Origin of the sequence: Edaphocola flava (assembly GCF_004118155.1) — a bacterium.
In the GTDB taxonomy this organism is placed as follows: domain Bacteria; phylum Bacteroidota; class Bacteroidia; order Chitinophagales; family Chitinophagaceae; genus Edaphocola; species Edaphocola flava.
The window spans coordinates 294,496-316,125 of record NZ_SAIQ01000001.1; the positions used below are offsets into that span (position 1 = coordinate 294,496).

The 21,630-nt window shown below is 44.0% G+C and carries 20 protein-coding genes; 12 read left to right on the top strand and 8 right to left on the bottom strand.

Annotation, left to right across the window (positions count from 1 at the left end; all coding sequences use genetic code 11):
- The first annotated feature begins 57 nt into the window (after positions 1 to 57).
- From EMP01_RS01385 to EMP01_RS01420, 8 genes are all read left to right on the top strand, one after another.
- Positions 58 to 1,047: a D-alanine--D-alanine ligase gene (locus tag EMP01_RS01385; RefSeq protein WP_129019708.1), complete on the top strand. Its 990-nt coding sequence runs from the start codon at positions 58 to 60 to the stop codon at positions 1,045 to 1,047.
- Positions 1,048 to 1,088: 41 nt separating this feature from the next.
- Entirely contained in the window at positions 1,089 to 1,880 is a 792-nt protein-coding gene (locus EMP01_RS01390) for a PASTA domain-containing protein (protein WP_129019709.1), read from the top strand.
- Positions 1,881 to 1,938: 58 nt separating this feature from the next.
- Positions 1,939 to 2,418 (top strand): hypothetical protein, encoded by a 480-nt coding sequence (locus tag EMP01_RS01395; RefSeq protein WP_129019710.1) that lies wholly within the window; start codon positions 1,939 to 1,941, stop codon positions 2,416 to 2,418.
- A gap of 95 nt (positions 2,419 to 2,513) precedes the next feature.
- Positions 2,514 to 3,407, top strand: a complete 894-nt coding sequence (locus EMP01_RS01400; protein WP_129019711.1) for an alpha/beta fold hydrolase — start codon at positions 2,514 to 2,516, stop codon at positions 3,405 to 3,407.
- 55 nt (positions 3,408 to 3,462) lie between these two features.
- Positions 3,463 to 4,209: an ABC transporter ATP-binding protein gene (locus EMP01_RS01405; protein ID WP_129019712.1), complete on the top strand. Its 747-nt coding sequence runs from the start codon at positions 3,463 to 3,465 to the stop codon at positions 4,207 to 4,209.
- Positions 4,210 to 4,773, top strand: a complete 564-nt coding sequence (locus EMP01_RS01410) for a Crp/Fnr family transcriptional regulator (RefSeq protein ID WP_129019713.1) — start codon at positions 4,210 to 4,212, stop codon at positions 4,771 to 4,773.
- Positions 4,774 to 4,846: 73 nt separating this feature from the next.
- Entirely contained in the window at positions 4,847 to 5,173 is a 327-nt protein-coding gene (locus tag EMP01_RS01415) for a DMT family transporter (RefSeq protein ID WP_129019714.1), read from the top strand.
- Between the two features lie 336 nt (positions 5,174 to 5,509).
- The gene (locus EMP01_RS01420) at positions 5,510 to 6,403 is read left to right on the top strand and encodes a YihY/virulence factor BrkB family protein (protein WP_161971186.1); all 894 of its coding nucleotides are present in this window, start codon (positions 5,510 to 5,512) and stop codon (positions 6,401 to 6,403) included.
- Here the strand turns inward: EMP01_RS01420 and EMP01_RS01425 are convergent.
- Together EMP01_RS01425 and EMP01_RS01430 are read right to left on the bottom strand one after the other, a co-directional pair.
- The gene (locus EMP01_RS01425) at positions 6,390 to 7,784 is read right to left on the bottom strand and encodes a dicarboxylate/amino acid:cation symporter (RefSeq protein ID WP_129019716.1); all 1,395 of its coding nucleotides are present in this window, start codon (positions 7,782 to 7,784) and stop codon (positions 6,390 to 6,392) included. The genes EMP01_RS01420 and EMP01_RS01425 overlap by 14 nt on opposite strands.
- Positions 7,785 to 8,674: 890 nt before the next feature.
- Positions 8,675 to 9,169, bottom strand: a complete 495-nt coding sequence (locus EMP01_RS01430) for a rhomboid family intramembrane serine protease (protein WP_161971187.1) — start codon at positions 9,167 to 9,169, stop codon at positions 8,675 to 8,677.
- Between the two features lie 326 nt (positions 9,170 to 9,495).
- On the opposite strand from EMP01_RS01430, the gene EMP01_RS01435 reads away from it, so the two are divergent.
- From EMP01_RS01435 to EMP01_RS01450, 4 genes are all read left to right on the top strand, one after another.
- A complete protein-coding gene (locus tag EMP01_RS01435; protein WP_129019718.1) occupies positions 9,496 to 10,659 on the top strand; it encodes a DUF4856 domain-containing protein in 1,164 nt (387 codons plus the stop codon).
- A 76-nt stretch (positions 10,660 to 10,735) separates the two neighbouring features.
- Positions 10,736 to 11,854 (top strand): imelysin family protein, encoded by a 1,119-nt coding sequence (locus EMP01_RS01440; protein WP_129019719.1) that lies wholly within the window; start codon positions 10,736 to 10,738, stop codon positions 11,852 to 11,854.
- Positions 11,855 to 11,890: 36 nt separating this feature from the next.
- Positions 11,891 to 13,267, top strand: coding sequence for an HTTM domain-containing protein (locus EMP01_RS01445; protein WP_202615969.1), 1,377 nt, complete (start codon positions 11,891 to 11,893; stop codon positions 13,265 to 13,267).
- Positions 13,257 to 15,452, top strand: coding sequence for a TonB-dependent receptor family protein (locus EMP01_RS01450; protein WP_129019720.1), 2,196 nt, complete (start codon positions 13,257 to 13,259; stop codon positions 15,450 to 15,452). The genes EMP01_RS01445 and EMP01_RS01450 overlap by 11 nt, the downstream gene beginning before the upstream one ends.
- A 397-nt stretch (positions 15,453 to 15,849) precedes the next feature.
- On the opposite strand, the gene EMP01_RS01455 is transcribed toward EMP01_RS01450, so the two are convergent.
- From EMP01_RS01455 to EMP01_RS01480, 6 genes are all read right to left on the bottom strand, one after another.
- Positions 15,850 to 17,664 (bottom strand): PspC domain-containing protein, encoded by a 1,815-nt coding sequence (locus EMP01_RS01455; RefSeq protein WP_129019721.1) that lies wholly within the window; start codon positions 17,662 to 17,664, stop codon positions 15,850 to 15,852.
- Positions 17,661 to 18,002, bottom strand: coding sequence for a PadR family transcriptional regulator (locus EMP01_RS01460; protein WP_129019722.1), 342 nt, complete (start codon positions 18,000 to 18,002; stop codon positions 17,661 to 17,663). The genes EMP01_RS01455 and EMP01_RS01460 overlap by 4 nt, the downstream gene beginning before the upstream one ends.
- A complete protein-coding gene (locus EMP01_RS01465) occupies positions 17,999 to 18,337 on the bottom strand; it encodes a DUF2752 domain-containing protein (protein WP_129019723.1) in 339 nt (112 codons plus the stop codon). Before EMP01_RS01465 ends, EMP01_RS01460 begins: the two co-directional genes overlap by 4 nt.
- Positions 18,318 to 18,644: a TM2 domain-containing protein gene (locus EMP01_RS01470; RefSeq protein WP_129019724.1), complete on the bottom strand. Its 327-nt coding sequence runs from the start codon at positions 18,642 to 18,644 to the stop codon at positions 18,318 to 18,320. Before EMP01_RS01470 ends, EMP01_RS01465 begins: the two co-directional genes overlap by 20 nt.
- Before the next feature lie 170 nt (positions 18,645 to 18,814).
- Positions 18,815 to 20,131 (bottom strand): dihydrolipoamide acetyltransferase family protein, encoded by a 1,317-nt coding sequence (locus EMP01_RS01475; RefSeq protein WP_129019725.1) that lies wholly within the window; start codon positions 20,129 to 20,131, stop codon positions 18,815 to 18,817.
- A 364-nt stretch (positions 20,132 to 20,495) separates the two neighbouring features.
- On the bottom strand, positions 20,496 to 21,356 hold the full coding sequence (locus tag EMP01_RS01480; RefSeq protein ID WP_129019726.1) for a mechanosensitive ion channel family protein: 861 nt from the start codon (positions 21,354 to 21,356) through the stop codon (positions 20,496 to 20,498).
- Positions 21,357 to 21,630: the final 274 nt, after the last annotated feature.

Sequence of the window (21,630 nt, forward strand, 5' to 3'; positions counted from 1 at the left end):
TAGGATCAATTTAATTACCTTTGGCATTCTTATTACACACACGATCTATTGAGTATAATGAAAAAAAACATTGCCCTTGTAGCCGGCGGCTATAGTGAAGAACATATCATTTCTATCGGCTCTGCCGCAACAATTGAAAAACACCTGAATGCAGATAAATACGCTGTATACAAAATAATCATTACCAAAGAAAGCTGGTATCATGAATATAATGGTCAGCAGGTTTCTGTAGACAAGAACGATTTTTCACTGAACCTGGATGGTCAGAAGATCAACTTTGATGCGGTTTTTATCGCTATTCACGGTACGCCTGGTGAGGATGGTAAGCTGCAGGGCTACTTCGATATGATCGGCCTGCCTTATACAACCTGCAATGCGATTGTGTCTGCGGTAACCTTTAATAAGAGCTTCTGTAATAAGGTAGTTAATGATTTCGATGTCGTAAAGATTGCCAAATCGGTACACTTATTTAAAGAAGATTCTTATTCGCTCGGTTCTATCCTGGAGAAGGTACAATTACCGGTATTCGTAAAACCTAATGAAGGTGGTTCCAGCATTGCCACGACCAAAGTGTCTAAAGTGGAAGACTTACAAGGTGCTATAGAAGCCGTATTTAAAGTAGACACACAGGCACTGATCGAAGAATATATTGAAGGTCGTGAGCTGACTATGGGTGTATACCGCATAGGCAACGATATCTATACCCTGCCTCCTACCGAGATCATTTCCAAAAACGAGTTCTTTGACTATGCGGCAAAGTATAATAATGAAAGTGATGAGATCACACCGGCACAGATTACGGATGATATACTGACTACACTGCAGGATAAGGCTAAAGTGATTTTCCTGCGACTGAACTGTAAAGGTTTTGTACGCATGGACTTTATCCTGAACAAGCACAACCAGGAATTATATTTCCTGGAGGTTAATACTATGCCGGGACAAAGTGAGCGCAGCCTGATTCCGCAACAGGTGCGTGCTGCCGGAATGGAGCTCAGCGACTTCTATGAACAAATGCTGGAGGAGTGCCTGCGCAATAAAAAATAATTTACCTTAGCACTCGCATTATAAGATCAAAAATATAATTGATGAAAAAACTGTTTCGTTCGTTCTGGTTCAATCTGCTGGTGATCATCGGTATCTGCTTCGCGCTGTACTTTGCATTTTTTGCATCGCTCAGCCTGATGACCAAACACGGAGACGCCACTACTGTACCGAACCTGAAAGGAAAAAATGCTGCAGAGGCAATAAAAGTGCTGGAACAGCAGGGCTTTAAAATAAATATTGACTCTATCTTCGATCCTACAAAAAAAGCACTGGAGATACTGGATGTGCAACCGGTGCAGGGCTCTACTGTAAAACCGGGCCGTACTATATTCCTGCTGGTGAATAAAACGTATGCACCGGAAGTGGAGATGCCTAACCTGGTCAACCTTTCTTTCCGTAGTGCGGTGCTGATCCTGGAAAGCAATAAACTGGTGCTGGGTGATACACTCTTTAAACCGGATATGGCTAAGGATGCCGTATTACAGCAACTGATCAATGGTGTTGCCATCAAACCAGGGCAAAAAGTGCGCCAGGGTTCCCGTATTGACCTGGTGGTAGGCTCGGGCCTCAGCAATGTCAGTGTCAATGTACCGAACCTGATCAATGTTCCGTACCGCGATGCAATCAAAATACTGCAGGAAAATAATATTTTCATTACTGAAGTATGGGATGGTGCCATTTCCGATTCCAATACAGCTGTTGTATACTTCCAGATGCCTACTGCACGCAACGAGCAGGGCTACCCTAACACGATCCTGGAAGGAGAAAATATGGATATACGTATCCGTCAGCAACCACTGGAAATAGAGGCGCAAAACGAAAATCCTGAATAAGTTAGGATTGCTCAGAATTATCATTATATTTACACTGTTAATTATTTTTTTAAGAGATATGAAAAAGATTTTACTTGCTACAATAGGTGCAGCTTTGTTTCTGACTTCCTGTGAAGATGAGCCAAAGATTAACATTTCTTACGAAAAGGCATTGATGGACAAGCACTGGATCCTTACTGACGTCAAAGTAAACTCTAATGTAAAAGTTCCTACTAATACCTGGACCAGCACTTTCGGCAGTATTCCTCCATGTGTAAAGGATAATAAGTGGTATTTCCCTTCTACATCAGATCTCTCTGTTTTCGAGCACTGGACCAAATGTTCTCCTTCAGATCCGGACCTGAGAAGCCTGTTCTATAACATTCAGAATGAGAATTATATCAAGATATATTCCAACAAAGCTAATGTAGATGGTTCTATCGTAGTAAAGGGAGATTTCAAACTGGTTGATATCAAAACCTTCACTATTGATGAGCGTAAAGACGTAAGCTCTACAGTTACAACAAGTACGATCTACACTTATTCTAAAGAAGAGTAAGCTGGTAATGGTTTAAAATATTTATATTTGAATAAGGGTTTGTCTGTAATAAGATAAACCCTTATTCAATAGTGCGAATTCCAAGATTTCCAGACATGCAACAGAGCTCTGCCAGGTTTTACCCCTACACCGTACACTACTGCCCTATCCTGTTCAATTCAGTTACCATTGCCTATTGCGATGAAGGTCCTGCAGATGCCCCTGTACTCCTGTTCATTCACGGACTGGGACATAATTTTTCAGCATGGCAGCGCAATATTTCTTATCTGAAACAGTATTATCGCTGTATCGCGATAGACCTTCCCGGCAACGGAAGCTCATCCCGCGCGATGGACTACCCTTACAGTATGCACTTTTTTGCCTCCTGTATCAAAGAGCTCATCCATGAACTGGGACTGGAGCGGGTATACCTTTGCGGCCATTCTATGGGCGGACAGATCGCTTTTACGCTGGCCGCACAGAACATGCCACAGGTCAAAGGCCTGGTGCAATGTGCACCGGCCGGTATAGAAACCTTTAATGACTGGGAACGGTCTTTGTACAAAAGCACTATGGCGCTGGTAGATATGCTGAGCTCGGAAGAGAATAGCTTACGCAAGGCGATTCAGAATAGTTTTTACATTCTTTCTACAGATATTCAACCGTTTATTCATAACCTCCTGGAGCAGTTGCAACTGCATCCGAAAGAGCATTACCGTAAAATGATGGAAGCCTGTATAGGCGCTATGCTGGACGAACCGGTCAGTGATCGGTTTGCTGATATAGCAGTACCGGTATATATTTTATTCGGAGAGAAAGACGGGCTCATTCCCAACCGGTTTATTCATCCGGTCTCGGTACGGCAGCTGGTGTTGTCGGCACAGCCTTCTTTCCGTGCTTTGCAGTATGAAATTATACCCCGCTGCGGGCATTTCGTTCAATGGGAGAAAGCCGCAGATGTCAATCATTATATCCACAGCTTTATTAAAGAACAGGAGCAGAAAAACTAAATAAACTATATTTGCCCATTCTAAATTGCTATCAATACCCGCCCCCCGAAGGTTTATGGAGTACGCTATAAATATTGCAGACCTGTTTAAAAGATATCCGCATGCAGAGTTTAACTCTCTGGATGGCTTAACCCTGCGTTTTCCCAAAGGCAAAATATCAGGTTTACTCGGTCCGAACGGTGCCGGTAAAACCACTACTATATCTATTATGTGCGGTTTGGTGATGCCGGATGCCGGTACTGTAGAAGTTATGGGCCTCAATGCCCGTACCCAGATGCACCAGATCCTACAGAAAACGGGTATTGTTACACAACAAATTGCACTATATCCCCTGCTTACTGCATGGGAAAACCTCTCCTACATAGGCGGACTATACAACATTCCCCAGCCGCAGTTGCAGGATAAGATTGCCTTCCTGCTGGAGCGCTTCGGTCTGCAAAACAGTGCCCATAAGAAAGTAAAGCATTACAGTGGCGGTATGAAAAGACGCTGCAATATTATTGCTTCCCTGCTGCATGACCCGGAGCTGCTGATCCTGGACGAACCTACAGCCGGGGTAGATATCCACTCCCGGGCTATGATCCTGGATTTCCTGCAGGCCTATAATGAAGAAGGACATACCATACTCTATACCTCCCATCTGCTGGAAGAAGCAGAAAGACTCTGCCACGAAATTGCCATCGTAGACAATGGCCGATTAGTCGTACAGGGTACTATCGATGAGCTGAAGCACCAGGTAGCCGATGTGCATACGCTGGAAGAATTATTCCTTCACTACACCGGCCGTTCCTTAAGAGAATAAATGACGATCCGCGAATCCATACTGCATATTTATCCCTTACCGGAAGCCAGCCTCCGGCTCCTGATGGAGCTGCTCGAACCCGTACAGCTGCGTAAAGGATATATACTCCTGCAGGCCGATAAGGTAGAAAAAGAAGTGTACTTTATAGAAAAAGGTATTGTACGCGCCTATGCCGAAAGGGAGGATAGTGATATTACTTTCTGGTTCGGACAGGAAGGCGATATTGTGATCTCTATGCGCAGCTATGTAGATCAGCAGGCCGGCTATGAATCTATCGAACTGCTGGAAGACTGCAACCTGTACCGGGTACACAGTCATACATTGCAACAATTATTCGAAACCGATATTGCTATAGCAAACTGGGGACGCCGCTTTGCAGAAAAAGAACTGATCAAAACAGAAGAACGCCTGATCTCCCGCCAGTTTCGCACCGCTACAGAACGATACCAGGAACTGATGCAGCACCAACCGGGTTTGCTGCAACGTGTATCTCTGGGGCATATTGCTTCCTATTTAGGCATTACCCAGGTAAGCCTAAGCCGTATCCGGGCCGACATCCGCTAACCGCATTTTTTATCATTTGTAAAATGATATCTCGCAGTGCTTCACGAACTTTGCCGCAAACAATCAAGATAAAATGAACTGGATCATATTGATTATTGCCGGATTTTTTGAAGTTGCCTTTACCTCCTGCCTGGGCAAAGCACAGCAGAGCACAGGTACCACTGCCTACCTCTGGTATACTGCATTTGTCATCACCTGCTCTATCAGCATGCTATTGCTGATCAAAGCCACACAGACCCTTCCATTAGGTACCGCTTATGCTGTATGGACCGGAATCGGTGCCGTAGGTACGGTGCTGATCGGGATATTTGTATTTAAAGATCCTACTAATTTCTGGCGCTTATTTTTCATCTTTACCCTGATCGGTTCTATTGTGGGACTGAAAATGGTCAGCCATTAAGCTGAAAGGGAAAGCCCATTAACCGTAATGAAACGATTAATGGGCCGGTTTGATGGTGATAGAAGTATGAAACGTATAGGGGTTTACAGGGCTTGGTTTCCGCTGAAAAAGTTGCCCAACCTGATAGATGTATCAGGAAGGTTCCTCTTTCCTGCTTGGTATAATAATAGACGAGGTATTGTTGGAAAAGGTTGGGACAAACCAGAGAAAAAATTTATTATAAGGTATTATACTTCAAAAGGCAGCGCAGGCATAATGTCAAAAATGTCCTATTTTTGATCCCTTAACCTGATTGGACAGACCTATATGCAGCGACCGAAAACGAAACTACCTTCTATGACTTTATCTGAAAAACCGGCTGGTAAATGGAAAACCTTTACGCTGCCCGGCTTCGAAGGCTTTCCGGTATCGCTGATCATTAATGATATTATTAAGAGTAACCGGGATCTCCGCCTGTTTGAGCGGGCCGCCGCCATCTCCTTCAATATGTTGATGGCGATACCCCCGACACTGATATTCCTGGCCTCGCTGGTGCCTTTTCTGCCGCTGAACGATGCTGAGCCAGGCATACTGGAAGCGCTCAAATTACTATCTCCCAATCAGGGTATTTATGATAATGTATCGGGTATTGTGCTCGACTTCCTGCATACCAAACGCAGGGATTTATTGTCTATAGGTATCTTATTTACCATATTTTATTCTTCCAACGGGCTTATGGGACTGATGCGGGCATTTGACCGCGTATCGGAAGCGACCAAGTTCAGGACCGGCATCAACCGCCGGCTGAATGCCATATGGCTCACCGTCATACTGATGATCTTATCGCTCCTGATCGGTGCTTTTCTGATCTTTCAGAGTAATATGCTTAGTTATTTTCTGCAGTCTTTTGAGAATGACTGGGGGCTGATCCGTATGACCAGCCGGGTAAGTATGCTCTTAATTATGTTCCTGATGATGTGCCTGATCTATAAATTCTGCCCTTCGTTACATGAACGCAGCAAATTTTTCTCTCCGGGTGCCTGGTTTGCAACCATCATGACTACCCTGGTATCCTATGTATTTGTATTTATTGCCACCAATATTATCCATTACAGCAAGGTATACGGTTCATTAGGCTCCCTGCTCATGTTCCTGGCCTGGCTGTCGATCAGCAGTGTTATCATTATCCTGGGCTTTGAGCTTAATATTGCCATCTATCTGCGCAAAAAACAGCTGGTTAAGCAGCCGTAACTTCCTGCTTATCCCATACCGCTTCATTCATTTTCTTATCATCCAGCTCGCCTTCCCAGCGGGCTACTACCGCGCTGGCCAGGCAATTTCCGATCACATTTACGGAAGTACGGGCCATATCCATCAATTCATCTATTCCTAAAATCGCCATAACCGGCAGCATAGGCAGGTCAAATGAGGTGACAACACCCATAAGGATCACCAGTGAGGCACGTGGCACGCCAGCCACCCCTTTACTCGTTAGCATCAGCGTCAGACCGATCAGTAATTGCTCGCCAATAGGCAGATCCTTACCGGCTACCTGGGCTACAAATATGCTCGCCAGCGAGAGATACAGTGTGGTTCCATCCAGGTTAAAAGTATAACCCGTAGGCAGAACAAAAGCCACTACTTTACGTGGCACTCCAATTTTCTCCATGTTCTCCATAGCCAGCGGAAGAGCTGATTCTGAGCTCGTCGTCGCAAAGGCAATCGATACCGGCTCGGCTACTGCACGTATAAACTGGCGGATGTTGATGCGGGCAATAAGCGCGATCGGTACCAATACCACCAGTATAAATATCACTAAAGTTACATATAAAGTAATCAGCAATTTCAGCAAGGAAATGAGCATATCTACCCCCATATGGGCGGTAGTATAGGCAATGGCACCACCCACTCCGAGGGGGGCGAACTTCATAATAATGTTAGTAAACCGGAACATCGTCTCTGCCAAACTTTCAGTAAAGTTCAACAGGGGTTCTTTCTTATGAATAGGCAAATGTGCCAGGGCGATCCCGAAAATGATACTGAACACCACGATCGGCAACACCTCTCCGTGATAGATAGATTTAATAAAATTCTCAGGGAATATATTAATAATATGATCCTGCCAGGTCATCGGGTCAGCCTTAGGCAACTCTTCATGTAATCCAGGAGGAATGATGACCCCATGACCCGCCTGAGAGATGTTGATCGCAATAAGTCCGATGAATAAAGCAAGTGTCGTTACCACCTCAAAGTACAAAAGAGACTTCCATCCCATCCTGCCCAACTGCTTCATATTGGAGTGAGAAGCGATCCCGACCACCAGGGTCGCGAAGAGAATCGGGGCGATAATGGTTTTGATAAGTCTCAAAAATATCTTACTCAGAAATTGCAATTTAAAGGCGATTTCCGGGAAGATCAGTCCGATCTGGATCCCAACTATCATCGCAAAAATAATCCAGCTTGTGAGGGATTTTTTCTGGATTGAGTAAAATAAATATATGACCGTAAAAATGCCCCAAATTGCTTCAAGAATTTTCACGTCAAAAGAGATAATATTTTTTACATATAAAAAAGATACAATACTAAAAAGAACAAAAGATGTAAGCGTAATTAGTTTAAGATTATTTTTCATGTATAATTTATATATATTATAAATATTTTAAAGAAGAGATTATGTAAATATACGAAATATTAGCCTTTTAACAAATAATATTATGACACTTTCAGTTATATATATTTAAATAAAATAATATTATGGCAAAAAATGAAATATAGAACTGTATAATCTATATTTAATTTCATTTATGCTACATAATTAATTATAATTCAGCATTATAATAAATAGTTTAAATACAAAAATACATGAAATTGACATAATGTCATAAAGTGATATAAATACATAAGTAAAAAGCTCATAATTAATCTTATACATAAACTGTATAAACTAAATTATAGAGTGCATATATCATATTATATAAAACAATAATTAAAAAAATGACAAAATAAATTACAAAATATTATTATATATAAGTTGAAATAAGAAATCACTGCTCCGAGGGAGGAGATATTTAAACAGCGATAAAATTAGCTGCTTCAAAAAATTAATAATTTTACATGACAATAATTTTATATAATATAATAATATAATAACTATGAGTCATTCAAAAAGGTGACACCCTACCCGCTCACGCTTGATCGGGATAAATCTCATTTTTTCAAAAAATTTGCATGCAGAAATTACTAATATTACAATTATTTATAATTATAATATATTTTAATATAATTGGGGCACACCCCTCATTTTTACCCTGTCTTCATTGAGGAGCTGGAGAGTTACATTAAACTATTTAATTATTATTTTAATAATTAATATAAAGCAAAAAAAACACTTTATATAATTTTCAAATATGGTTGGCAAAAAAAATGGCTGCTCTTTGAGCAGCCATTTCGGGAATCAAAATATATTAATTATATTACATTTAAATAAATAACAAATTAAATTATTATCGAATTAAATATAGACTATATACTTACCTCTAAAATTCTTTCTATAAATTTTGAACCATGACTTGGATCAAGAATAATCACATATAAAAATCCGTATACAGATCCCCAGAAGTGTGCCGTATGATTTACGGTCTGCCGATCCTGCCGGCTCATGTATGCAGAGTAAATGAGGTATCCTACCGCCAGTAAAATAGAGGGGATGGGAATGATGTAGAAGAGGTAAATTTTATCCCAGGGGAAAAAGTAGATTACTGCAAAAATGACAGCCGCTACTCCACCCGATGCGCCCAGGCTTGCAAAGGAGGGGTTGTGCATATGCTTGTAAAAAGAGGGCAGGTTGGCCACCAGGATACCACTCAGATAGAGCAATATAAAATGTTCTGCACCGATCACCCTTTCCAGTAATGGACCGAAAAAGTACAGAGAAATCATATTAAAAATAAGGTGCATGGTATCGACATGCACAAAGCCGGAGGTGATCAGGCGATAGCTCTGCAAGGGATGTCTCATGACCACAGGATAAAGCAAAAGCTTGTGGCGGACCGATTCATGATTAAAAGCATACCAGGAGACCAGAACGGTAATTCCTATAATAAAATAGGTAACGGGCATAATACTGCAATATTTTGGATGAACTGTAAACTTACAGAAAAGCCCTAAGAAGCCGAAGGCAGGAATAATTAAATTATGTATAATATTATGGCATACCCGCTGTTTCATTTAATTGTCATATTCTGAAACATATCGAGATATGACAATTACACGACATTTATTTGCCGGGAGGCTAATACTTTTGCATCCTACTCAAAACACATTTTAAAATATTTGAACGAAATATGAGAAAACAGCTATTACTTTCTGCCGGGGCTTTGGCCTTATTATTGGCTTCTTGTAAAAAAGACACCAAAAACGATGACCTGAAAGTACCCTACAGCAGTCTGACTACTACCACTAACTACTTCACTACATTTAAAGATAATGCTGGTACAACTACCGTTAATTTCGACGGACAGACTACCCGCATCAAAATGCTGACGGAACTGGATGCTTACCTGAAAAAAGGTACTACCATGACCCTGGATCTGACGAAGATCGAGAACATGTACCGTAACACTAATGCACCCTTTGCTGATGCAGCATTAAATACCGCTACTGATAAAACGATCATTTCTAAAACGGCTCAGTCTTTTACTACTGCCAATGCTGAAATTGAACGCCAACGCTTCCTGGGTTATTTTGCCAAAATCAAAACGGCCAGTGAAAACTTCTCGCAAACTGCAGCAAGCGGTACTGCAGGTTTATTAGACAGCAAATACCTGGTAGATGCTAAAGGTATCGAATATGCTCAACTGGTACAGAAAGGTTTAATGGGCGCAATGCTTTTAGATCAGATCGCTAACATCTACCTGGGCGAAGAGAAAATGAATGCCGATAACATTGCAATCGTTGATGGCAAAAACTATACTGCCCTGGCACACCACTGGGATGAGGCATATGGCTACCTGACTGCTAACGAGTTCTACCCTAAACAAAACCCTGCTGATCCGACCAAATGGCTGGAAGTATTCCTAGGTAGTTATGTGCGCCAGGTAGGTACCAGCGTTGGTGGTGATCCTTCTGCCCTGTACCTGTCTTTCCTGAAAGGTAGAGCTGCTATCGTAAATAATGACCTGACTACCCGCAATCAGCAAATCGCAAGCATCCGTACGGCTATGGAGAAAGCAATCGCTACGATCGCGATCAGCTACCTGAATAAAACCAAAACGGCTACAAGCGATGGTGCAAGAATGCACGCTCTGGCGGAAGGTGTAGGATTTGTATACTCGCTGCGTTATGCACACAACGCTAAAGTAAATGCTGCTAAATCTCAGGAGCTGCTGGATAACCTGATGAACAAACCAAACGGTTTCTGGGACCTGACTAACGCTGATATTGATGCAGTAAGAGACCAGATTGCTACCCTGACCGGTGTAGACAAAAATGTTGTGGTTAACCACTAATACCAGTAGTACCTCATTTTAATCATACCAACCGGTACCGTATCTGCGGCTATCGGTTGGTATTCACATAAAGGATATGTTATACCGTAAAACAATAACTTATTTAAGTCTGCTGCTTTTATGCCTCTGTGGTGTATTTGCTTGTACTAAAGGTAACGGAACAGACAACCAGGCAGACAAGCTGGACCGCAAGCCCATGCTGACCCACTATGCGGATGAGTATGTGCTGCCGGGCTATGATGCTTTACTGCAGGATCTCAATGCTTTAAAAGACAAAGCAACGGCCTTTACCGCAAATCCTTCTGCAACTACCCTTGCTGCAACCAAAAGCGCCTGGCAGGAGGCTTACCTGACCTGGCAGACGGTAGATATGCTGGAATTCGGACCAGCTGAAGACATCAGCCTGCGTTCTTATATGAATACTTACCCGGCTACAGAAAGCAAAATCGAAGGCAATATCGCTTTGGGAAGTTATAACCTGGAGACGTTTGGCAATAAAGATGCACAAGGCTTCCCGGCACTGGACTACCTGTTGAACAGCCAGAGCAGTACAGGCACTATTGATCTGTACACAACAAATGCACAGTCAGCAGCTTACAAAACCTACCTTAATAACGTCATTAATAAAATGATCGAAAAGGTAAGTGCTGTAAAAACAGCCTGGGGCACAAACCGAGATGCCTTTATCGGAGCTACGGGTACTGATGCTGCCGGCAGTTTGTCTAAAATGACGAATGCGGTGGTATTATATTATGAGCGCTTTCTGCGCTCCGGCAAGATCGGTTACCCTGTGGGTGCTATGACGGGTACTCCATTACCGGGACATGTCGAGGCTGCTTACAGCCCGGAACTGTCTAAGGCTTTAGCCGTTAAAGCACTGGAAAGCTATATTGCTTTTTATGAAGGCAAACAGTATAATGGTACTGCCGGTACCAATGGTATGAAAGGCTATCTGGCCGGTATCGGTACCAAAGACAATGGCGTATTGATGGCTGATATCATCAGCCAGTCCCTGAACGAAGGACTGACGGCGCTTAACGGATTAAGTGGCACACTGAAAGACGGTGTGAGCAATAATCGTGTAGCCGTACTGAATGTATATGATAAGTTGCAGGGCTCTGTGGCTTTATTAAAAGTAGATATGGTTTCTGCATTCGGCATTTCCATCACTTATGTAGATAATGACGGAGACTAAGCTTCTATAGCCTTTTCTGTATAATTTTTTGATCCTATGTCGCATCGGTTTACATACCATGCCCTGACCCAAATGCTAAGGAAGCCGGTATACTCGGCTTCCTTAGCCACTTTCAGGATACTCTTCGGGCTCATGATCCTCGCCAGTATGATCCGCTTTTTCACAAAGGGCTGGATCGAAGAGTTGTATATCAAACCGGTTTTCTTTTTCAAATACTATGGCTTTGAATGGGTGCACAACTGGGGGCCTTATACTTACCTGCTCTTTATCATCTGCGCGGTCAGTGCCCTTACCTTTGCACTGGGTTACCGGTACCGGCTATCAGCGATAGTACTCTTTTGCAGCTTTACCTATATTGAACTGCTGGACAAGACCAATTACCTGAACCATTACTACTTCGTAAGCCTGGCCCTGTTCCTGATGATATGGCTGCCGGCACATTGCACCTGCTCGGTCGATTGCCGGCGCAATCCTGCTCTCAAGCGACGTATGGTCCCTCTATGGACAGTCACCTCTATACGATTATTGTTAGGCATTGTATATGTCTATGCCGGCCTGGCCAAGCTCAATTCAGACTGGCTGCTGGAGGCTATGCCGCTGCGGTTGTGGTTGCCCGCCCAAAATGATCTGCCGCTGGTGGGTTCATTACTCAGCCAAACCTGGGTAGCCTATGTGTTCAGCTGGTTTGGTGCAGTATATGATCTTAGCATTCCCTTTTTCCTGCTATTCAGAACTACCCGCCCCTGGGCTTATGCTACGGTCATTATCTTCCATGTGGCTACATCGATCCTGTTTCCCATAGGTATGTTCCCTTATGTGATGATCCTGGCGACGCTGATCTTCTTCCCTTCGGCAACTACTGATGCGGTATGTATGAGGATACAAAGGTGGATACCAGGTATACCGCTGGCCGCCGATCAATCGGTATATACATTTAAAAGAACGCATTCCCGGCTGCTGGCTGGCTTGTTTATACCGTTCTTCCTGTTCCAGCTACTATTTCCATGGAGGTACCTCTTGTATCGCGATGAGCTGTTCTGGACCGAGGAGGGTTTCCGATTCTCCTGGAGGGTGATGCTGATGGAAAAACTGGGCTATGCACAGTTTATAGTAGAAGATAGTAAAACGGGAAAGCGTACCGTAGTCAACAATGATCTCTTCCTGACCGACAACCAGGAAAAAATGATGAGCACACAGCCCGACTTTATCCTGCAATATGCTCATATGCTGGCACAGCATTATAAAGCGGAGGGATGGCACGAACCAAAGGTATTTGCCACCATATATGTAAACCTGAACGGCAGACGAAGTACCTTATATATAAATCCGTCTACCGATTTAAGCCAGGAAAAAGATAAATTTGCACACAAAAAATGGATCATTCCATTTAAAGATAAAATATATGGTCTCTAAATTTACCCTGCTTTCCGGACTGCTGTGCAGCATTACTGCACCGGTATGGGCACAACAGGATAGTACCCGCATCAAACAGCTGCGCGAAGTGGAGGTACTGGACAGGACAAACAGTGATTTCGACCACCTGCGTAAAGTAGATGGTATGAAGGTTACCGTGGGTAAGAAGACGGAGGTGATCAACGTTGAACAACTGACGATCAATAAATCGAATAATAATACCCGCCAGCTCTATGCAAAAGTTACGGGTTTGAATATTTTTGAAAATGACGGCTCCGGTCTGCAACTCAGCATCGGTGGCCGTGGCCTGGACCCTAACCGTACGGCCAACTTCAATGTGCGGCAGAATGGTTATGACATCAGTGCCGATGCCCTGGGCTACCCGGAAAGCTACTATACCCCACCCGCTGATGCCCTGCAAAGGATTGAGGTGATTAAAGGGGCGGCCAGCTTACAGTTCGGTACGCAATTCGGTGGCCTGGTCAACTTCAAGATGAAACCGGCAGGAGGGGAAAAACCTTTTTCTTTCTATTCCAAACAGACGGTCGGCTCCTGGAATTTTCTGGGATCGTTCAACAGCATTAACGGCCATATCGGCAAAGTGGATTACCGGGCATATGTACATTACAAACGGGGTGATGGCTGGAGACCCAATAGTGGATTTAACTCCCTCAATGCCTATGCTGACATTGGATACCATATCAACGAAAATCATAAACTGAACCTGCAGATCACGCACCTGCACTACCTGGCACAGCAGCCGGGAGGACTGGATGACCGCATGTTTGAAACCGATGCCCGCCAGAGCAACCGGGACCGTAACTGGTTTTATGTAAACTGGAACCTCCTGAGCCTGGAATGGATGGCCCGCTTCAGCGATCAGACGTATCTGCAAACGATTCTCTATGGCCTGATGGCGGACCGTAAAGCCATTGGCTTTCGCCCCAACCGTCCGGGACAACCGGATAACGGGGGGAAAAGAGACTTACTGCTCGGCAATTTCCAGAATTATGCACTGGAGTCACGGTTGATGCACCATTATAACATAGGCAACCGCAGACAAAGCGCGCTGATCGGCATCAGGGCATATCGCGGCAACACTTATAGCAAACAGGGTAATGTGAACAATGGCAGCGGCGCTGATTTTACCTTTGCCCATGAAGCAGATGAACTGACGAGTGATTACCACTTTCCTAACCTGAACCTTGCCGCTTTTGCCGAACATATTTTTCGCTTATCGGACAAGTGGAGTGTAACTCCGGGCCTGCGCTATGAATGGATACGCACCGCATCTGAGGGCATGTTTAACGATATTGTATATGATCTGCGCGATAGCATCATCAGTAAAAAAACGATAAATGAATCCCGTTCTCTGAATCGTAGTTTTCTTCTTGCCGGTATCGGCAGCAGCTACCAGGCTGGTATCAATACAGAACTGTATGGCAACATCTCACAAAACTACCGCTCTGTGACGTTCAGTGATATTCAATTAGTGAATGCCTCGCTGGAGATCGATCCTGCGATACAGGATGAAAAAGGCTGGAGTGCCGACCTGGGCATAAGAGGTATGCTTAAGGAATACCTGCGCTACGACATCAGCGGCTTTCACCTGTATTATGGCAACAAAATCGGTGAGTACTTCTTTGCCCGTCCCAACGGGCAGGTAATCCGTAAGAGAGGTAATATAGGGGTGGCACAGATCTCCGGACTGGAAACCCTGCTGGAACTGGATCTGCTGAAAGCTTTAGGGCAAAATTCTAAACAGTTTAACCTGAGTATTTATTCTAACCTGGCCTATACGCACTCCCGCATTACCGATAGTAAGATTGCCAATGTTGTGGGCAAAAGAGTTGAGTATGTACCGGTTTGGAACTGGAAAGCCGGCCTGCAGGCTAAGTACCGTAACCTTAAAGCAACCCTGCAGATGAGCCACCTGAGCGATCAGTATACCGATGCGACAAATGCCCCTTCGGGCAATTACAGTGGTGTCATAGGCTTGCTGCCGGACTATACTTTATGGGATTTCTCTGCTGCATGGCAAAGAAAATGGCTGATGGTAGAGCTTTCTGTCAATAACCTTAGCAATACAACCTATACTACCCGCCGGGCTACCGGTTATCCCGGACCGGGCATCATTCCCGGAGAAGGACGCGCCGTATACCTGACGCTGGGGGTGCAATTATAAAACAATATACCTATCTATATGCAGGCAACAATTTTGCACTGTTATACGCTTTGATCATTACCCCTTTGAGCACCTCAGGGTACGAAACGCTTGGTTGCTTAGGCTCCCTGTAGAACACATCGCTTGGCTGGCCTTATAAATCCGGCGTTAAGAAAATCATTGGCTCGGTCGATCAAGTCGCAAACCATTGTCTGAGCGCAGTGAGTCTGGTTTGCGACCGACCGACACATTGATTTTTAGCCAGGGATTTATACAGCCTTGATTTTTTAGCGCTACCTTTTGCATCAAGGCAAAAGGTAGCAGTATTGAAAAAGAATAAGCTTTATATAAAAAAGAGGGCTGCCATGCGAGAACGCAGGCAGCCTATTTTGTCCGTAAACAAAACTATAGACCGAATTTAGGGTACCGAAACGATACTACCATTTTCTTCTACTTTATAGACAGTATTTGGACTCCATCTAGGATGTTGTTTGATATTGATGGTATAACCGCCACCGGTTTTCAGGTGCCATTGCTGTGAGAATGATTTAGGAATGGCCCCCATACGGAATGCTTTACCCTTCGGCACCTGTATCTCAGCAGTCAGCAACTGCCCGCGGAATACTTTGGTCCCACCCAGGCTCAGGTATCTCGGAAAACGAACCGTATTACTATCCTGTCTGAAGGTGAACGGCAATGCTGCTGCATAGCGTTGTGCAGTGCGTATATCCCGGCCATTACTTTTACGGATCAGGTTCAGATGATACATACTGTCCGGGCTGGCCACTACATTTACACTCATCACCTCAAATTCATATCCGCCTTTTACAGTTTCTCTTACAAAGCTGAATTGGCCCAGACCTCCGGTTACGACAGAGTCGGTCATTGGTTCTATCAACAGCGTATCGGTTGGTTGTGCCATAGGAATAGATTCTGTAACACTGTATTCTCGCTTGATGTCTGACAATACATCTGTAATGATATAGAACATCATGAATACGCTCACCAAAAACCCGATGCCCAGGCTATACCCCACCCATTTATTGGTACGCTGTGGTTTTCTGGCGATGTGTACCAGCCAGCGCACAATAAAGATAATCGGGATCAGTACCGCCAGCGTAGCAGAGATGTATAGTACTACCGGCTGCCAGGATTGTTCAAATATAATATCTGCAAAAGGCATAACTACCGCTCCGGCAGTAGAGAAGCCGAACAATAAGCCCAGTAAACCCGCCAGGATACTTAAGAGTACGATAGCGAAAATGCCCAGTACAAAAAACAGGATACCATACGCAATAATCTTCAGTAATATGGTTGCAATATTGTCCTGTCTAGGCTTTACAGCCGTATTACTGTTTTCTGTTTTCAGTGCAGCACTCAGGTTTTGCACATCTATTTTCTCTCCGCGCAGCTCCATTTTTTCGGTCAGCGTAGAGGCCTTAGGCAATATCGCCCATAGCACAATGTATAATATAATGAGCGTTGGGAACATAGCTGCACAGAAGGAAGCCAGGTCATCTTCATTAATAATATTGAAGAATATAATGCCCATCAGAGGGAAAACAAAAAACAGGCGTACCCAGTTAACTGATACATTTACATAAGAGGACAACCCTTTACACACCCCACCCAGCAACTTGCCGTCAAGATCGCGGTACAGCCTACGTTTCAGCTGTGTTGTCGGTATGGCGTATTGTGGCAGAGCAATCCATAACAACAGGTATAATAAGATACTGCTACCATAGAAAAGTGTGAACAGCAGGAATACTATACGAACGACGGTTACATCCAGGTTCAGGTAAGATGCAGCACCGCTACATACACCACCCAGTAACTTATCATTGGTATTGCGTACAAAACGCTTGCCAGAAGGGCTGGTTAAGTTAGTAATCGCTTCAGCAGGACCATTACCGGTTTGCTGCTGTGCAGTTGTGCCGGCCTCTTCAGCCATGATGTATTCATCAGAAGTCTCCATTACAATCTGCTCCGGGCTGCCCATAATTTTGATTACAGACTGCACATCGTTGGCAGAGATGGAAATGTTATCCTTCTTTAGTTTATCATGAAAAAGTTCTGCTATACGATCTTCCATATCACTGTAGATCTCCATCCCCCCCTTTTCTTTTCCAAAATATTGTTTCAGCCAGTTCAGATAGTTCGTCAGCTGGCTATATGCTTCTTCATCAATCGGGAGTAACCTCCCGGCTAAGCTGATGTTGATTACCTTGTTCATAATTCGGGTTCGTTAGCGTTAATAATATTGTTTACGGCAGTACTTAACTGGTTCCAGGTAGTGGCCAGCTCCTGGTAGAATACCTCCCCTTCATCTGTAAGGGAGAAATATTTACGAGGAGGCCCGGACAGACTTTCTTCCCAGCGATAGTTAAGCAAAGATGCATTTTTGAGTCGCGTAAGAAGCGGGTATAAAGTACCCTCCAGGATATTAAGGCCGGCCAGTTTCATCTTATCTGATATCTCGGACGGATATACTTCTCCGTTTCGGATGATGGACAAGATACAAAATTCCAGGACCCCTTTTCGCATCTGCGACTGTGTGTTATCTACATTCATGGCACTGAATTAGTGTGAACAATTTGATGATATATGCTGCGCCACTGGTATACCAGTGAGGCAATGAGTATGGGTATGATAAAGAACAGCAGCGGATTGTACTGCCAGGCCTCCTGTACATTTCCCTGAAACAATGCGCCGATCGCTCTGGTAATACCACAACCGGGACAACTGATTCCGAACAATGTTTTAAACAGGCAGGGAATATGGAAACTATTGTTTATCCCGAGATCTGCGACTATTGTCAGCAGGTACAGCCCACCCAATATGATATACCATTTATGCCGTTTCAGCATCCGGACAAAAACCTGTCCGTTAGCCTTTATTGGTGACATAGTTACCGTCGTTGTCTTTAAAGCTGCCGGTCAGGATCATGATCAGATCTACCAATGCCCAGATACCACAACCACCCAGGGTAAGGATCTGCAATACCCCAATCGTGATCTTACGGTTGTAAAAGCTATGCAACCCGATCGTACCACCGAAGAAGCACAATAACAGAGTTATCAGCCAGCGGTTATCTTCGCTCTGAGCTGACATTGGCGGTGCCATTTGTCTTACACCACATTTAGGACAGATTTCGGCATTAACATTGATCACTGCTCCGCAGTCATTACAATATTTCTCTTTAACGTTGGTCATATAGTTTGTTTTTAGAGGATTAACTATTTTACAATACAAAGATATGTAGTTTAGTAGGTACTATGCAATACATAATACTATATTTTGCATTTATTTAACAAATAAAGGAGACATAAAAAAAGAGCGACATTCAATGAATGTCGCTCTGGTATTGCATTTCGGTTAAAATATTAGATTGCTCTGTTGCTATCGAATGCTTCTAATTCATTCGCTACAGCAGTCAGGAAGCTGGCACCCAGTGAACCGTCAACGATTCTGTGGTCATAGCTCAGCGATAAATACATCATCTGGCGGATTGCAATTACATCACCATGCTCTGTTTCCATAACCATAGGACGCTTTTTGATGCTGCCTACAGCCAGGATGGCCACTTGTGGCTGGTTGATGATTGGTGTACCCATCAGGCTTCCGAAAGTACCTACGTTAGTCAGGGTGAATGTACCACCTTGTGTATCGTCTGCTTTCAGTTTACCGTTACGTGCTGCATTAGCCAGACCGTTTACATCTTTAGCGATGCCGAACAGGTTCTTGGTTTCTGCATTCTTGATTACCGGAACGATCAGGTTACCGCTTGGTAATGCAGTAGCCATACCGATGTTGATATCTTTTTTAATGATGATTCTGTCGCCGTCAATGCTGCTGTTGATCATCGGGAATTTCTTGATACAGTTTACAATCGCTTCGATGAAGATCGGAGTAAAGGTGATCTTCTCACCGTATTGTTTCTGGAATGCATTTTTATTTTTATCTCTCCATTGTACCAGGTTAGTTACATCACACTCGGTGAAACTGGTTACGTGCGGAGAAGTAGACTTACTGCGTACCATATGATCAGCGATCAGTTTACGCATTCTGTCCATTTCGATGATCTCTACATTACCACCAGGGTTACTTACTGCAGCAGGTGCAGCAGCAGCCGGAGCCGCAACAGGAGCAGCTTGTGGCGCAGCGGCAGGAGCCGGAGCAGCAGCAACAGGGGCAGCGCCTCTGTTGGCAACATAAGTCAGGATATCTTTTTTGGTTACACGACCTTCATTACCGGTACCTGGAATATTTTCCAGTTCAGCCATACCGATACCTTCTTTGGCAGCGATATTCAGTACTAAAGGAGAGTAGAAACGATTACCACCGGTTACACCTGCAGGAGCAGCGCTTACCTGAGGAGCCGGAGCAGCTTGTACAGCAACCGGGGCCGGAGCGGCAGCAGGAGCAGAGGCTGCCTGTGGTGCAGCTGCAGCAGTTCCGTTGCCGGTATCGATGCGGGCAATAACCGTACCGATAGGTACTACATCATTCTCTTTAAATAAAATTTCAACGATTGTTCCCGCTGCAGTAGAAGGAACCTCACTGTCCACCTTATCAGTGGCAATTTCCAGTACGGTTTCGTCCATCTTAACGGAATCTCCCGGATTTTTGTGCCATTTCAGTACAGTGGCTTCCATAATACTTTCGCCCATTTTAGGCATAATCAAATCTACTACAGACATGTTTTCGGATTTTATTTAAAAAATTCTCGGCAAATGTAACGCATTGCTGCATAGTTTCAAAAAAATTATGCGATACAGCCTTTACATGTTCCTATAATTTATATGCCTCAGACCCTGAATCCGAAGTGCAGATCATCATTCCGTTGAGCCTCAAAGCCTTGAAAATACTACATCGCCAAACCTGTGCCGGCATTGGCATTTCCCCGGAAATGACATGAAGAGATTGCGGAATGAAACCCGGCAAGCAAATGGTATAATTGATTTTATAGTAGACCGTATTTCCCAATAGTAGACAGTGCGAAGACCGAAAAGCCAGTATGTGTACACATACTGGCTTTTCGGTCTGTTAAATAAAGTAAAGAGATTATACCTGTTTGTTGATGACTACATGCGTTGGCGTAGGACCGGCAATACCATTGGCTTCAAATGCCTTTTTCACCAGCTCGGTAACCCCGAAATACACATCCCAGTAATCGCCCTGAGTGGTATACGGACGTATAGCGATCTTGGTCATAAAATCGGACACGCTACTCACCACAAATTCCGGAGCCGGTGTGCTGAGTACTTTTGGATGTGAGGCAATCGCCTTCATCGCAATATCTCTGGCCTTATCTACATCCTGGTCATTGGCAATAGCCATATTGATATCAACCCTAAGGCTGCCATGTGTATTGAAGTTAGTGATCACACCGGTAGACAGTGGTCCGTTAGGAAGGATAACCGTTTTATTTTCAGGGGTCAGGATGATCGTACTGAAAATACCCAGCTCCTGTACTACACCTGCACTACCCTGCGCTTCTATAATATCACCTACCTTAAACGGACGGAAGATCATGAGCATTACGCCACCGGCCAGGTTACCCAAAGAGCCGTTCAGTGCGGCACCAATCCCTACAGCTGCACCGGCCAGTATCGCAGAGAAGCCCATAATATTCACACCCAGTATACCTGCGATAGACAGGAATAAGACCAGCAGTAAACTTACCTTAGCCAGCGACAAGAGGAAGGTAGACAGAGAGGCATCGAATTTCCGATGTGCAATGGCTCTGCGGAACAGGGAGATCAAACGGTTGATGATCCACTGGCCGATAATATACACCAGTATGGCCCCTACTACCTTTGGCCCGTAATCAAATAAGAAATCTTTGGCCTTGGAAGCCCATGTTTCGCCGATCTTTAATGCTTCATCGGCCTGCGCAGGAATAACCTGTAAGAAAATGCTCATAGTACAGTTTTTTAGATTTAGGCCAAATGTAGGGAATCATACTATAAAAAAATCATCTATAAAGAGGGTTTACAATTCATTAAAAAATGGCATTTACCGCACTGACAGCAGATCCATAATACTATACTATTTAGCCTACTCAGACTGAACCAGTTGCCGGCAAACTTTTGTAGCGCTATCAAAAAAAGAACAGTATGTTAATAACAATTGAATGATTTCACCTATTACCATCCGATAAATATTCCTTACACTATTGCATTGTAGCCGGTACTAT

Excerpts from the sequence above, each read along its gene's own strand:
- EMP01_RS01465 (WP_129019723.1), bottom strand. The coding sequence starts at position 18,337 with ATGTCACCAATAAAGGCTAACGGACAGGTTTTTGTCCGGATGCTGAAA.
- EMP01_RS01415 (WP_129019714.1), top strand. The coding sequence starts at position 4,847 with ATGAACTGGATCATATTGATTATTGCCGGATTTTTTGAAGTTGCCTTT.
- EMP01_RS01475 (WP_129019725.1), bottom strand. The coding sequence starts at position 20,131 with ATGTCTGTAGTAGATTTGATTATGCCTAAAATGGGCGAAAGTATTATG.
- EMP01_RS01455 (WP_129019721.1), bottom strand. The coding sequence starts at position 17,664 with ATGAACAAGGTAATCAACATCAGCTTAGCCGGGAGGTTACTCCCGATT.
- EMP01_RS01420 (WP_161971186.1), top strand. The coding sequence starts at position 5,510 with ATGACTTTATCTGAAAAACCGGCTGGTAAATGGAAAACCTTTACGCTG.
- EMP01_RS01390 (WP_129019709.1), top strand. The coding sequence starts at position 1,089 with ATGAAAAAACTGTTTCGTTCGTTCTGGTTCAATCTGCTGGTGATCATC.
- EMP01_RS01405 (WP_129019712.1), top strand. The coding sequence starts at position 3,463 with ATGGAGTACGCTATAAATATTGCAGACCTGTTTAAAAGATATCCGCAT.
- EMP01_RS01470 (WP_129019724.1), bottom strand. The coding sequence starts at position 18,644 with ATGACCAACGTTAAAGAGAAATATTGTAATGACTGCGGAGCAGTGATC.
- EMP01_RS01430 (WP_161971187.1), bottom strand. The coding sequence starts at position 9,169 with ATGAGACATCCCTTGCAGAGCTATCGCCTGATCACCTCCGGCTTTGTG.
- EMP01_RS01395 (WP_129019710.1), top strand. The coding sequence starts at position 1,939 with ATGAAAAAGATTTTACTTGCTACAATAGGTGCAGCTTTGTTTCTGACT.
- EMP01_RS01385 (WP_129019708.1), top strand. The coding sequence starts at position 58 with ATGAAAAAAAACATTGCCCTTGTAGCCGGCGGCTATAGTGAAGAACAT.
- EMP01_RS01440 (WP_129019719.1), top strand. The coding sequence starts at position 10,736 with ATGTTATACCGTAAAACAATAACTTATTTAAGTCTGCTGCTTTTATGC.
- EMP01_RS01425 (WP_129019716.1), bottom strand. The coding sequence starts at position 7,784 with ATGAAAAATAATCTTAAACTAATTACGCTTACATCTTTTGTTCTTTTT.
- EMP01_RS01435 (WP_129019718.1), top strand. The coding sequence starts at position 9,496 with ATGAGAAAACAGCTATTACTTTCTGCCGGGGCTTTGGCCTTATTATTG.
- EMP01_RS01445 (WP_202615969.1), top strand. The coding sequence starts at position 11,891 with ATGTCGCATCGGTTTACATACCATGCCCTGACCCAAATGCTAAGGAAG.
- EMP01_RS01480 (WP_129019726.1), bottom strand. The coding sequence starts at position 21,356 with ATGAGCATTTTCTTACAGGTTATTCCTGCGCAGGCCGATGAAGCATTA.
- EMP01_RS01450 (WP_129019720.1), top strand. The coding sequence starts at position 13,257 with ATGGTCTCTAAATTTACCCTGCTTTCCGGACTGCTGTGCAGCATTACT.
- EMP01_RS01400 (WP_129019711.1), top strand. The coding sequence starts at position 2,514 with ATGCAACAGAGCTCTGCCAGGTTTTACCCCTACACCGTACACTACTGC.
- EMP01_RS01460 (WP_129019722.1), bottom strand. The coding sequence starts at position 18,002 with ATGAATGTAGATAACACACAGTCGCAGATGCGAAAAGGGGTCCTGGAA.
- EMP01_RS01410 (WP_129019713.1), top strand. The coding sequence starts at position 4,210 with ATGACGATCCGCGAATCCATACTGCATATTTATCCCTTACCGGAAGCC.